The sequence below is a fragment of the Thermomicrobium sp. genome (genome assembly GCF_053493975.1).
This window is the reverse complement of sequence record NZ_JBRBZA010000040.1, coordinates 15,990-29,052: the sequence shown is the minus strand read 5'-3', so window position 1 is coordinate 29,052 and position 13,063 is coordinate 15,990. Positions and strand designations below refer to the sequence as shown.

The 13,063-nt window shown below is 62.4% G+C and carries 11 protein-coding genes; 10 read left to right on the top strand and 1 reads right to left on the bottom strand.

Annotated features, from left to right (window positions below; genetic code table 11):
• The first annotated feature begins 313 nt into the window (after positions 1 to 313).
• The 3 genes from ACWIVK_RS07285 to ACWIVK_RS07275 all read left to right on the top strand — a co-directional run bounded on the left by ACWIVK_RS07285 (position 314) and on the right by ACWIVK_RS07275 (position 5,055).
• Positions 314 to 1,741 carry an SH3 domain-containing protein gene (locus tag ACWIVK_RS07285; RefSeq protein ID WP_448575983.1) on the top strand — a complete coding sequence of 476 codons (1,428 nt, stop codon included), beginning with the start codon at positions 314 to 316 and terminating at the stop codon, positions 1,739 to 1,741.
• 196 nt (positions 1,742 to 1,937) lie between these two features.
• Positions 1,938 to 2,933, top strand: a complete 996-nt coding sequence (locus tag ACWIVK_RS07280) for a lysylphosphatidylglycerol synthase transmembrane domain-containing protein (RefSeq protein ID WP_448575982.1) — start codon at positions 1,938 to 1,940, stop codon at positions 2,931 to 2,933.
• A gap of 178 nt (positions 2,934 to 3,111) precedes the next feature.
• A complete protein-coding gene (locus tag ACWIVK_RS07275; protein ID WP_448575981.1) occupies positions 3,112 to 5,055 on the top strand; it encodes a hypothetical protein in 1,944 nt (647 codons plus the stop codon).
• Between the two features lie 19 nt (positions 5,056 to 5,074).
• Here ACWIVK_RS07275 and ACWIVK_RS07270 read toward each other — a convergent pair whose 3' ends face one another.
• Complete coding sequence (locus ACWIVK_RS07270; protein WP_448575980.1) at positions 5,075 to 5,470, bottom strand: hypothetical protein; 396 nt, start codon at positions 5,468 to 5,470, stop codon at positions 5,075 to 5,077.
• Between the two features lie 213 nt (positions 5,471 to 5,683).
• Between ACWIVK_RS07270 and ACWIVK_RS07265 the strand changes: the two genes are divergently transcribed.
• From ACWIVK_RS07265 to ACWIVK_RS07235, 7 genes are all read left to right on the top strand, one after another.
• Positions 5,684 to 5,974 carry a hypothetical protein gene (locus tag ACWIVK_RS07265; RefSeq protein ID WP_448575979.1) on the top strand — a complete coding sequence of 97 codons (291 nt, stop codon included), beginning with the start codon at positions 5,684 to 5,686 and terminating at the stop codon, positions 5,972 to 5,974.
• 69 nt (positions 5,975 to 6,043) lie between these two features.
• Complete coding sequence (locus ACWIVK_RS07260; protein WP_448575978.1) at positions 6,044 to 6,577, top strand: cytochrome c3 family protein; 534 nt, start codon at positions 6,044 to 6,046, stop codon at positions 6,575 to 6,577.
• A gap of 52 nt (positions 6,578 to 6,629) precedes the next feature.
• Positions 6,630 to 8,870, top strand: a complete 2,241-nt coding sequence (locus ACWIVK_RS07255) for a molybdopterin-containing oxidoreductase family protein (RefSeq protein WP_448575977.1) — start codon at positions 6,630 to 6,632, stop codon at positions 8,868 to 8,870.
• Positions 8,871 to 8,906: 36 nt separating this feature from the next.
• On the top strand, positions 8,907 to 9,635 hold the full coding sequence (locus ACWIVK_RS07250; protein WP_448575976.1) for a 4Fe-4S dicluster domain-containing protein: 729 nt from the start codon (positions 8,907 to 8,909) through the stop codon (positions 9,633 to 9,635).
• A 29-nt stretch (positions 9,636 to 9,664) separates the two neighbouring features.
• Positions 9,665 to 11,059 carry a hypothetical protein gene (locus tag ACWIVK_RS07245; RefSeq protein WP_448575975.1) on the top strand — a complete coding sequence of 465 codons (1,395 nt, stop codon included), beginning with the start codon at positions 9,665 to 9,667 and terminating at the stop codon, positions 11,057 to 11,059.
• A 45-nt stretch (positions 11,060 to 11,104) separates the two neighbouring features.
• Positions 11,105 to 12,478, top strand: a complete 1,374-nt coding sequence (nrfD, locus tag ACWIVK_RS07240) for an NrfD/PsrC family molybdoenzyme membrane anchor subunit (protein WP_448575974.1) — start codon at positions 11,105 to 11,107, stop codon at positions 12,476 to 12,478.
• A 33-nt stretch (positions 12,479 to 12,511) separates the two neighbouring features.
• Positions 12,512 to 13,051, top strand: a complete 540-nt coding sequence (locus ACWIVK_RS07235) for a DUF3341 domain-containing protein (RefSeq protein ID WP_448575973.1) — start codon at positions 12,512 to 12,514, stop codon at positions 13,049 to 13,051.
• Positions 13,052 to 13,063: the final 12 nt, after the last annotated feature.

The following is a 13,063-nucleotide window of genomic DNA, read 5'->3' as shown; positions in this document are numbered from 1 at the left end:
CCCCCTGCTCCCCGCAACCCGACACGGTCACGATTGTAGCCCGAACAGTCCATGGCGAATCCCGACCGAGCCCCCTGTCTCTGCTTGCTTCGCGTATGCTCGAGAACGCAGCGAATACTGAAGGCTCGTCCTTGGGTCCGCTGTTTGACATGCATAACGCCGAGACAGCGACAAAACGCCGCCACACGACCGATCCTCATCAGTCGGGAGTCACTTCCGTGACTTCCTCCCTCGTCCCGCTTGCCAGTCGTTTACGCATTTGCTAGAGTGGGCCTGACGCGAGTGATTGCGTCCGGACGCGGAGGCTCTGAAAATGCGCGAACGAACGCGACCCCTGCTCTGTTTCCTGTGCGCAGTGCTCCTCCTGACCCTTCTCCCCATGCCATCGGTGCGTGCCGCGAGCACGCTGACTGTCGGTGAGCCCGCCACGGTGATGGGAACACACGGTGACGGTCTCAACCTCCGCGAAGGGCCTGGCTACGACTTTCGGGTGATCGTCGTGATGCCGGAGGGCGCCACTGTTCGCGTGATCGGTGGGCCGCAGCGCGACGCTCGCGGCAATCTATGGTGGAACGTCCAGTGGGGTGAGAGATACGGGTGGGCGTTAGCGGATTACCTCGCACCAGCCGCTGACTGGAAGCTCCCGCCGAGCAGTCTCCAGCAGCAAGCCACGTTCCGCATCTACGCCCATAGCCTCGGCTTAGTGGGAGAGCGCACGGCGAACGGGCACATTATCCAACCCAATGACTTTTTCGTCACGCTTCCCTGTACCTGTGCACTCAGCTCGCGTGGTGGGCACGAGTTCCAGGTCCTCGTCGAATACAAGGGGCGGAGCTTGGTGCTCCCGGTGTGGGACGTCGGCCCATGGAACGTGGATGACGACTTCTGGAACCCACCCGATGTACGCCGTTGGAAAGGCCTGCCACAAGGCATCCCCGCTGCTCAGGCCGCGTATTTCCACGGGTACAACGGCGGCAAAGACGGTTGGGGTCGCACCGTCAGGAGCCCGGCCGCGATGGATATCGCCGACGGCGCCTTTGCCGCCCTCGGCATGACCCAATCCGACTGGGTCACCGTCACGTTCCTCTGGCTGGTCGAGGATCCGCCGTCGCCCCTCCCTGCTCCGCCACAAGGTTACGAGGAGATCGTCACCGTTCGCCCCGGTGAGCGCCCGCCGATCGATCCTGCAGATCCTGGTGACCCGTCTCGCTACGTCTACATGCCGGAAACGGGACACAACATCCCCGTCTTTCTCTACGCGGCCTGGCAGCAGGGAGGAGGCTGGCAGCGCTACGGGTTACCGATCAGCGAGTTCTTCCGCGAGGTCGGCATCGATGGTACCGTCCGATTCGTCCAGTATTTCGAACGCGCTGTGCTTCACTACCACCCAGCCTCGGGCGACGTGAGCGAACTTCCGGTCGGTTATTACGCCTCTGCGCCCTTCCATGCTTGGCAGCCGGTCGACCCGTTCCCCGACTCGACGGAACGGCTCTACTTTCGAGAAACGCGTCACTCGTTGAGCAACGGCTTCAAAGCGTATTGGTCTGCCAACGGGGGACGAGCGGTCTTCGGTCTGCCGATCACTGAAGAATTCCGGGTAGATCTTCCTGATGGTCGCTGGTATATCGCCCAACTGTTCGAGCGAGCGCGGCTGGAGTGGTGGCCGGACCGTGTCGGCCAACCAGACGAGATCACGCGTGGACGGATCGTTGCCGAAATCATCGCGACCCAGTGGCCCTAGCCGGGCGAAACGAGCACGGTGACGCGCAGCTCTTGCTCGCTTCCGTGCACGTCAGATATGCTGTCTGTCGAGTCTCGCGTCCCGGGCACTGTGACGATCGTCGATTGAGCCGAATCGACTCTTGAGGGCCCGGGCGGACGACGCCGGACCAAACGGCGTCGCCCGGGCTCGTTCGTTCATCATCGGCGGGGGCACGATGCGCCGAGGAGTACTTCTCCTCGTCATCGCGGGAGCAGTCAGCTTCATCGCCTGGTCCTTGCGGGATCCGGAGGTGATTGCTGGCACCCTCGAGCGCTTGTCTCCCCGTGTAGTGCTGGCTCTCTTGCTTCTGCTCAGCGCGAACGAGGCGATCAAAGCCGTTCGTTGGGCCTGGTATCTCCGGGTAGCGCAGCTTCCCCTTCGCTTCCGCGATAGCATCACCAGCTATCTGGCTGCTCAAACCGCGAGCGCCCTTCCTGGTGGTTCGATCCTCTCCGCCCGCCTCGCCGAAGAGCACGCAGAGGGTCGTATCGGCTTACGTCATACTGCTCCCCCACTCATTGCACAGGGTCTCGGAGACGTCTTCGCTGTCGCTCTCCTGGCGCTCGTCGGGATCGCTGCTTCCCCCCAGCCGAACGCGCAGCTCGTGGCACCGGTTGCAGCACTGACCCTCGCGTTCCTCCTGGTCGCGACCGCCCGCTCCGAGCGAGCTGGCACCGCCCTCGTCGACGTACTGCAACGCTGGCGCCTCACGCGACGACTCGTTCCACTCGAGGAAGACGCTCGTCGCACACTGGTCACCCTGCTGAATGGTCGTGCCCTCATTCCAGGAACCGTGACCAGTATCGCCTCCTCGCTATGTGCGGTCGCGATCCTGATCATGCTGGCCAATGCGTTGACGGTGCGTGGACTCGCACCGCTGGAGGGACTCTACGTGCACGGGATGTCGATGCTCGCGCACCTTCTCCTACCCGTTCCGAACGGCTTCGGCACGACGGAGATCAGTCTGGTCGGTCTCCTCAACTGGATCGGCATCGGATTCGGACGGGCGACTGCGATCGCCATCACCTATCGCGCTCTCGGGATCGGGTTCCGCACGTCGATCGGACTGGCCGTCCTGCTGCTTCGCTACCATCATCTCGTCCAACTGCGCTCACCGGCACGACCGGTCCCGACGACGCTACTCGACGTCGCATCGGAAGCCAGTGACTAGCACCCTTGTCTCGACGGTGGACAAACGGCGATCCGGTTGACGCTTTCCGTTGAGTGGCCCGCTGCGATGGGTTCATCGGAAGCGAGGCCGAATCCGTCCAACTGGTCACGCTTGTCGCCGCACATGGCAAGCGCATACAGTTGCGCCCGAAGTGTGGACAACGAGCGGAGCGAAACCGATGCGCCCCCTGCTCGTCGTGCTTCATGACCGCCCGCTGCAAAGTCTGCGTGCAGCCGCACGTTTCTGGGAGATCGCTCCCACCGAGAGCGCCGCGGAACTCACTGGTCTCCTCTATCCCATCCTTACAGACGCATGGCAGGTGGCGTTGGCACTGGAACGGCTGGGCGAACTCGCCGACGCTGCCGGTCGCATCCTCGCGGAGCGACGTCTTGCGCTCACCCCCAACGAGATCGCGCGAGCGCTCGGCCGAGACGAGGGAGCGACGATCGCGGTCCTCCGCCAACTCTACGTGGCCGGTCTACTGGCCAGCGAGCCATCCGGTGAGGGACCCCGCGTGTTCCTGCCCAACGAGGTCGCTCGCGTGATTCAGCGGCTGGAGCACGAGCGATCCGATCCGATCGGGCCGGATAGCCCCCTCCCCGCACTCTTCGCTCAGCTCACCGACCATGAGTTGCTCGAACTGGCTGAGCGATACGGCCTGGCGGTCATCCCCTCCGTCACCAGTCGAGATCAGGCTGTCGGGTACCTCGTCTCCCGGCTCGCCGACCCAACGGTTCTCCAACGTGTCTGCCGCGGGCTTTCGCCGCGTGCTCAGCAGCTGCTGACCCATCTCGAGAGTCGGCGTGCACCACTCCCCCTGAGTGAGCTCGTGCGCGATCGTCGCTGGACATTCGGCGAACTCCGTCGCGCCGTCATCGAACTTGCCCGCTGCGGACTGATTTGGCGGACAGGCGAGGGCAGTACGCGCTGTCTCATGGTTCTCCCGGCGTTGATCCTCGGTACGTCCTCCACACCGACTCTACAGCCGATCGACGCTGTCTCGGTCACCACTCAGGCTCCCTCCCACGCAGCGGTCCTCGACCTCCTGCTTCTCTTCGCGTGCTTGTTGCGCTCCGGAACAGCATGGCCGCGCGACAGCCGCCCCTCCCGGCCACTCGCAGCGGCGATCGCACACCAGCACTGGTTCTGGGAGGATGCACGCGACCCGCTCGTCTACTTGACCTTCCTTCGCCGATGTGCAGGATCGCTCGGCTTGCTCACGCCGCGAGGGGAACTCGCGCGTCCCCGTCTTGCAGCGTGGCTCGGTGCCTCGTTCGCGGAGCAACAGCGACGACTGTTTCGAGTCTGGAGCGCGACGGTCGACCCACGCGATCGGGAATTGCTGACCGCTTTGATCCGGCAACTCCGTTCCCTCCGGGTCGGTGCGTGGTACGAATGGAACGAAGTGGTTCGCGAAAGTCTCGCCGGCAGCACGGCATTCGAGCGAGAGGAAACGCACCTGCAAGAGTTGGAGTGGTTCGGCATCGTGCAGCGTGGGCGGACGCCTGCCGGCAGCCGAGCGATCCGCCTCACGCCCTGGGGAAGCTGGACACTGGGGATCCTGCGTTCCGCTCCCCACATCGACACACGCGCGCTCTTAGAGACCGAGAATGGTCTCAAACTCGAGCTCTCCACTCTCACCCCCCAAATCACATGGATCGCCTCGCTTCTGGGTACGCTCCAATCTTCTCGTCCTGTCCCGACGTGGCTTCTTGCAGCGCGCACGCTCCAGGACTTCGTCCGAATGGAACTCCGTTCAGGATGGTTCGCGCTCTCCCTCGCTGATCTTCCCGCCGCAGTCATCCAGCTCCTGGAACGCGCGCTCGGATCACCGCTCCCTGCCAGCTGGCGAGAGACCTTCCGCGCTTGGCTCGCGCACAGCAGACCGGCAATCGTTCGCCCGGCACTCGCGGTGCGCTTCACGAGCACGAGCGATCGTGACCAGGCCCGCGCGCTTCTCGAGAAAGTCGTCGAGTCGATCGACCCTCTCGACGACTTGACACTTCTCGTTTGGCTTCCCGAACCGAGGGCTCGCAGTGCCATCGAGACAGTGCTCCGAAAAGGCGGCTTCCTCGTCGAATTGCAGGATCCTGCCGGTACCAATCGTCCCACAAAGCGCTGAGCACCCCCGACACGCCACTTCATGACTGAGGGATTCCCGATGCACGCTCCTGCGCTGCACGCTCGGCTCTGATGAAGACGAGTGCTTGTGCAACTGCAGCGCTCGCATCACCAGCGACCACGTTGGCGAGCGAGCGTCCCTGCTCGTCGAACGCGACACAGGCGAATTCTCCACTCGAATAATCGATCACGAAGGACGCGCATTCCTTCGCCAGCTCCGCAAGAAGCCGCTCCAGGCTCGGAACCAGTATCTGTTCCTCGCCAGCAGCACGCTGCAGGCTCGTCACGAGTGTCACCGCGTGCGGATGCCCCTCCCGGTTCACGAGCCAGTCTCCGGGCTCCGGTTGGAGCCGTTTGCCGAGCCAGCGCGCGTACCGGACACAGATCGCAACGTACGCCTCGGATGGTCTCGTCATGCCACTAGCCTCCTCTCGAAACACAACAACCGTCGATGACTCCAAACTTCACCCTTGACACAGGATGCCGCGGCGAGCATCCTACGAGTGGGTTGTGAAGGCGCTCACAGACGGAGCGCCTTCGGTGCGAGTCCGCTGAGGCACCCTCGTCGCCTAGCGGTGCACGGGAAGGAATGGACCGAGAGCCTTGCTCGGGAAAGCGGAGGAGGCGAGATGACCCCAGCCGTCGTGACAGCGGAACAATGGCAACAGATTCAACAAACCCTCATATGGTTCTGGACCTTTCTCGGCTGCATCGTCGTGTTCGCTGCCAACCTGCTCGTCGCGTATGCGATCATTCCCTCCCTCGTCTCGACACGCGATCTCCCCGCGAAGGTAGCAGCGATTCGTCCTGTCCTCTTTGCGCTCGCCGCGATCTTTCTCGTTGCTGCTCTCTTCGCCTTCGTGAACATCGTCAACGGAATTCAAGTCCTCTACGAGATTTGGCCACAGCGCTGGATTTGAGCCCAGGCAGAACCGGCCTGGTCGACCGCGAGTCGAGCTCGAGTCGAGCTGAAGAATGGAGTCAGTGAGATGCGGTACTTCCGGTTGATCTTGTTCGTCTTGATCGTGCTCGTGGTCATGGCTATTCCGCTTGCTCTCGTGCTCGCGCGGAGTTACTTCCTCGCCCCCACCGCACAGCCAGTCAAGGCTCAGCCGATCCAGTTCCCGCATACGGTACATGTCCAAGCGCTCGGCATGGAGTGCACGTACTGTCACCAGCATGCGACGACGTCCGCCCACGCGGGGCTGCCCGCCCTCGAGCTCTGTATGCAATGCCACAAAATTATCCCGGCCCAGGGCCGTCCAGAGCTGGAAAAACTCGTTGCCGCCTTCCAACAGAACCAGCCGATTCTCTGGAACAAGGTCCACCAACTCCCCGACCACTCGCACTTCGTTCACTCGGTCCACTTGAGCTTCGGCTTCCAGTGTTCGACCTGCCACGGTGATGTCGGCGCCATGGGCAAGCCCGGAGTGAAGCAGGTCCGGGATCTCCGCATGGGTGACTGCATTACCTGCCATCAGCAGAACGGCGCACGGATCGACTGCTCCGTGTGCCACTACTGATGCGAACAGACGGCTCGACGACGATGTGGGGAGGCTGACGTTGGAGAAGAGCATGCGGCGAAGAGATTTCCTCAAGGTGGCCGCAACCTCAGCAACCGGTGCTGTCTTGTTCGCGGGATGCGGTCGCATCGGTGACGGGGTACCAGAGAGCGAGTTCAAGATCGCCCAGCCTGTCTTCCACCCCAACGACTGGCTCCACCGAGACGCCTGGTTTGCCACCGCTGCGCCGCCGGAGCAAGGCGGCTACGGGCTCATCGTCCGCGTTTTCGAGGGGCGGGCCAAGAAAGTCGATGGGAACCCAGAATTCCCTGGCATCCATGGCAAGAGCGACGCCCGTGCCCAAGCGCTGGTCCAGGAGCTTTACCACCCCGACCGTCTCAGCGGTGCCCGCCGAGCCACCGCTCGCGGAAGCGGCCAATTCGAGGCTATCCCCTGGGATTCGGCTCTCCAAGAAGTGGCGCAGATTCTCCGCGAGTCGGGTGGCGAGCGTGCCGTCCTCATCACCGGTCGGCTGAGCGCATCGCAAGCCGCGATTGTCGCAGCTTTCCGGAAAGTCACTGGAATTCGTCACGCCGTTCTGGAACCGGACGAGTTCGTGGTACTTCGCACCGCCATTCGGCAGCTCTTCGGACTACGTACGCTGCCGATTCCTGACCTGGCCAACGCACGCTTCCTGCTCAACTTCAGCGCTGACTTCTTGCACGGCTGGATCGCCCCCGTCGCGATGGCGCACGCCTATGGCGAGTTTCGGCAAGGTAGACTCGGCCAACGTGGCCTGTATTATCACGTCGGTCCCCGTCTCTCGGCGACAGCCGCGAATGCTGACCGGTGGTTCCCCATCATTCCGGGCGCAGAGGGGCTGGTTGCACTCGCGATCGCTCAGGTCCTCTTGACCGAGGGGAAAGTCCCACAAGATCGCTTCGGTCCCTACTTGACTGCGCTCGGTCTCGACGCGACCCGACTCGCTTCTGACTACGCTCCCGATCAAGTCGCCCCGGCCACTGGTCTTGCAGCCGAACAGATCCGCGAACTCGCCCACACACTCGTCGACCACCAGCCGGCCGTGGTCATCGCTGGAACGAGTGCCGCGGCCGCCACCAATGGGCTTTTCAACCTGGTAGCGACGTTCGGCCTCAATTGGGTCGTGGGCTCCGTGAATCAGCCCGGCGGCCTCATCCTCAATCCTGAGCCACCACTCTTAGACCTGCGCGTGCCCGACGATGCCGTCCTTTCGCTTCGCCAGTGGACCGAACTCTTCGAGCAGATTCGCGCCGGCTCGATCAGCACCGTCCTTCTCTACCGCGCCAATCCAGTGTATTCCTTACCCGGTAGCAGTGGCGCGCACGAGGCTCTCCAGGCTGCCAAGCATGTCGTCAGCTTCTCGCCGTTCCTCGACGAGTCGACGACTCTTGCGGACCTGGTGTTGCCCGACCAGGCCTGGCTCGAGCAATGGGGCTTGACCGTGCCGGATCCTGGCCCCGGCTTCGCAGCCGTTGCCATCCAACAGCCGGTCGTTACTCCCTTCCTGGACGCGCGGGCATTCGGTGATGTTCTCCTCGAACTGCTGCGCCTGCTGGGTCAAGAGGCACCGTGGAGGACGCAGGAAGAAACCACGAAGGCGCTTGCTGTCCAACTCCGAACATTCGCGCCCGGTGGCATCCCGGCAACCAACGACAAGGAGTTTTTGGTCGCCTTGCAAGCGCGCGGTGGTTGGTGGGACGAGCAGAGTCGGGGGACGAGCAGTGCACCGTCGGTGGCCGCAGTGCAGCCCCGCCAGCCGGTTTTCGTCGGTGACGAGAACCAGTTCCCCTACGTCCTGCACCCTTACCCATTGCCGTCGCTCGGCTACGGAGAACTCGCCCACCTACCCTGGCTGCAGGGACTGCCGGAACCGATCAGCACCAACGTTTGGCAGACGTGGATCGAAGTGAGTCAAGCGACGGCGGACGAGCTCGATCTCCGTACCGGTGATGTCGTGCGCGTGCTCACACCCCAAGGAGATGTGGAATTACCGGTCTATGTCAACCCGGCATCACAGCCTGGCGTGATCGCTATTCCCTTCGGTCAGGGACACACGGCGTACACGCGGTACGCGGTGGCACGCGGAGTCAATCCGGTGACACTCGTCGCGCCGGAAACCGATGCGGATGTCGGCACCTTCGCCTGGGCAGCCACGCGCTGCCGCATCGAGAAGACCGGGCGCCGGGCTCGCCTGGCTCGCTTCGAGGGTATGGTGCCAGCCTTCCAGCTGGAGGAGTTCCCGATCGTCCGCGTGATGGCACCCAAGGCCTGAGCCGGAGGGATCAGGGAGAGGAAAAGGACGGGACGCATGCCACGTTGGGGAATGGTGATCGATCTTGACCGCTGTATCGGGTGCGGCGCTTGCGTCGTCGCGTGCCAAGCGGAGAACAACGTTCCGATCAATACCGAGGACGTCTATCATCAGCGCCGCGCCATCGCCTGGATTCGACTCGAGCGGTATTGGGAGGGCGAGTACCCGAACATCAAGGCACGCTACATTCCGGTACCATGCATGCAGTGCACTTATGCCCCTTGTGAACCGGTCTGTCCGGTGTATGCGACCTACCACACGAACGAAGGCATCAATATGCAGGTCTACAATCGCTGTATCGGCACTCGCTATTGTGCGGTCAACTGCCACTGGCACGTCCGCTTCTTCAACTTCTGGGAGCCGAAGTGGCCCGACTCGCTCAAGAACCAGCTCAATCCAGACGTCACGGTCCGCAGTCGTGGCGTCATGGAAAAGTGCAACTTCTGCGTCCATCGCATCGTCAAGGCTGAGCAGAAGGCGAAGACCGAAAAGCGGTCCCTGCGCACCGACGAGGTCACGACTGCGTGTGCTCAGGCGTGTCCGACCAACGCCATCGTTTTCGGCGATCTGGACGATCCCAACAGCGCGGTAAGCAAGGTGCTCGCCCAGGCTGAACAGGAAGGACGCGTCTACCGATTGTTGGAAGATCTCGGTACCGATCCCATGGTCTATTACCTGAAGAAGATCGATCTCGAAGCTGCTGCTGAGCACGCAGCAACGCACTGAGCGCTGTTGAGCGAACGGGGTGAGGGGATATGGCGACACACGGTCACGCACACGGTCATGAACTCCAACGCACCTGGGAACTCGCACCGGCGGACGTACTCGGATCGGCGCTGCGCTGGCTGCGCAGTACCGCTGCAGTTCTGAGGCGACCACTCGTCATCGCAGCGCTACTCTTCGCGATCGGTATCGTGGCGATCGTCGCCTTCCCGCTACGCCAAGGCTTTGCCGATCGTCAGGCCTGGACATACGTGGCAGCCGCCTTCCTCTACCTCATGTCCACAGCCGCAGCCGCCCCCGCTCTCTCAACCGCCCTGCGCGTGGCACGCAGCCATTGGCGTCGACCGGTCAATCGTGCAGCGGAAATCTGGGCGGTCACACTGGTCATCCCCTTCCTGCTCTACCTCTTGCTCCTGCCAACCTTTCCTGGCACCGAAGACCGCTTGTCGATCTGGTTCGGCTGGCCGCTCTCGCCCTGGCTGTGGGGGGCGATTCTCCTCCTGACCCTGACGGGAGCCGGCTATCTTTTCGCCTGGTTCAGTAGCTTGCCGGATCTCGCGATCGTCCGGGAGCACGGTGAACCAGCGCAACGCGGCTTAGCGGCTCGGCTGAGCCGTGGGTGGATCGGCTCCCATCGTCAGTGGCGCATCTACGAGAAGGTCGTGAACAACATCGGTGTCCTCTACGTCCTCATCTATGTCCCAGTGATGACCGTCCTGTCATCGGACTTCATCATCGCGCTGATTCCCGGTTACTTCACTGCTGTGTTTCCTGCCTATTTCACGATCACATCGTTCCAAGCGGGGATCGCACTGACCATCGTGACCATGGCCGTTCTCCGTCGCTGGGGTGGACAAGCTGACTACCTCGGCCGCGAGCAGTTCTGGGCGCTCGGCAAGATGCTCCTCGCCTTCTCCTTGCTCTGGTTCTATTTCTGGTGGTCGGAGTTCATCATCTTCTGGTACGGGCGCACGCCCCGTGAAATCGACATTCTCCGGTTGCTGATGTTCGAGACCTATCTGTGGCCGTTCGCTCTCTCCTTTGCGATGAATTTTGCGCTGCCCCTCCTCATCTTGATGTGGAACCCGGTTCGCCGCAGCATCGCGGGGCCAACTGTCGTTGCCGCGATCGTTCTCATCGGCAATCTCATCGATCGTATTCGCCTCACCTCCGCAGCCTTCTCCCAACCGGACAGCGCTCTCCTCGGACACGCTCACGAACTTCACGAGGTTCCCGCAGCATATATCCCGGGCATCGGTGACATCCTCATCCTCATCGGTATGCTCGCTGGTGCGCTCGCACTCGTTCTGTGGGCCGCACGCTATCTGCCCTTCCCGTCGGTCGCTGAAGTCGTCGGCGGACTGTGGCTGCGTGTCCACCAGCCGTTCAAGCACGCGCGACTTATCGTGATCGGGAAGACGGAGTGAGACGGATCGGTCGATCGGACACGGAAACGAGGCTGGAGGAGAGCGATGCAAGAACGACATCGGCTCGGTGAAGAGGAAATCACGCGGGAACTCTTGCGTCCGCTCGTGACGACGCCGCCCATGATGTGGGTCGGGTTCATCGGACTGGGCGCCGTTCTCGCCATCTTCGTGTTCGCGGTGAGCTGGATGCTCTACTGGGGTCTCGGCGTCACCGGACTGCAGCGCCTCAACATGTGGGGCTTCATGATCGTCAACTTCGTCTTCTGGATCGGTATCAGTCACGCCGGCGTCATGATCTCCGCAATCCTCCGCCTCACCCAGGCCGAGTGGCGGCGCCCGGTTACACGCGCGGCGGAGGTGATGACCATCTTCAGCCTCATGACCGCCATGTTGCATCCAGTCATCCACACCGGCCGCCCGTGGCGCACGCTTTACTGGGTCTTCCCCTACGACTTTTGGCGCAACCTCTGGCCGGACGTCCGCGGTCCACTCGTCTGGGACCCCAGCGCGATTCTCACCTACCTCACGGGGAGCACCCTCTTCCTGTACACGACGATGATTCCGGACATGGCGCTGGCGCGCGACCGCACGACCGGCTGGCGACGTGTCCTTTACACGATTCTCGCGCTCGGCTGGCGCGGGAACGAGCGGCAGTGGAAGATGCAAACCATTGCTGGTTTCCTCCTCTCCGGCCTGATCCTCCCTGTCTTCGTCTCGGTCCACTCGATCGTTTCCTGGGACTTCGCAGTGTCACTCGTTCCGACCTGGCACGCGACTGTCTTCGCACCGTACTTCGTGATCGGAGCCATCCACTCCGGTGTCTCGGCAGTGGTGACGCTCATGGCCCTGATGCGCTGGCTCTTCCGCTTCGAGAACTACATTCGACTCGAGCACTTCGACGCGATCGGTCGACTCCTGATCGCCGTCGGCACTGGATGGCTCTGGTTCTTCCTGCTCGATATCTTCTTCGCTATCTACCCGCAGGAAGCGCGTGAGCTCGAAATCATGCAGTTCCGTCTCTTCGAGTGGCCCTTCAACGTCTTGACAGCACTGATTTTCATCTTCGGGTATTTCATCCCGGTCCCGATCTGGGTGTTCCAACGTTTCCGCCGCAACGTCAAGATCATGTTCTGGACTTCGATCTTGGTGAACGTGGGCATGTGGGCCGAGCGCTACTGGCTCGTCAAGCCAGGACTCATGCGCAAGTACGAGTGGACGTTCGATTGGAACTGGTACCGGCCGTCCATCGTGGAAATCAGCATCGTCCTCGGTTCCTTCGCGCTCGTCGGTTTCCTCCTGTTGGTCTTCTCCAAGATCTTCCCGCCGATTTCCGTCTGGGAGGAGAAGGAGGGCCAGCACTTCGCTCAGCAGCTACGAGTCGGTAAGCGTGTCGTCAACGCGATCGTGCGGGAGTTTTAGTCGGGCAGGTAGGCAAGGGAAGGCGAGGCGACGATGGCGATCCGTGAAGTTCTCGGACTCTACCGCGATCTCGACTCGGCTGTTGCTGCAGCTGATGCGCTGCGCGATGCAGGTTTCAGCCGTAACGAGTTCGAAGTACTCTCCAATGCGCCGTATCCCGAAGGGACCTTCGGCGAAGAATCGGGAATTCACCGGCTCTTCGTCTTCCCCCTGATCGGGGCTGCCTGTGGCTTCGCTGCTGGCCTCCTCATCACTGGCGGCACGCAGCTTTCCTACCCGCTCCTCACCGGAGGCAAGCCACTGCTTTCGATACCGCCGATGATCATCATCATGTACGAGGGCACCATGCTGGGTGCTCTGATCTTCACCGTACTCGGCGTCCTCTTCGAGTCTCGGCTTCCCTGGATCGGTCGCGCGCTCTACGACCCACGCATCACCCAGGGCTACATCGGCATTCTCGTTCGCACAGCACCGGAACGCGAAGCCCGCGCGATCGAAGCGCTCCGCACAGCGAATCCCGAAGACATTCTGACCGAGAGCGGGAACGCCGGACGTCAACCGGCGCGGAGCTAGCGGAGACGAAGG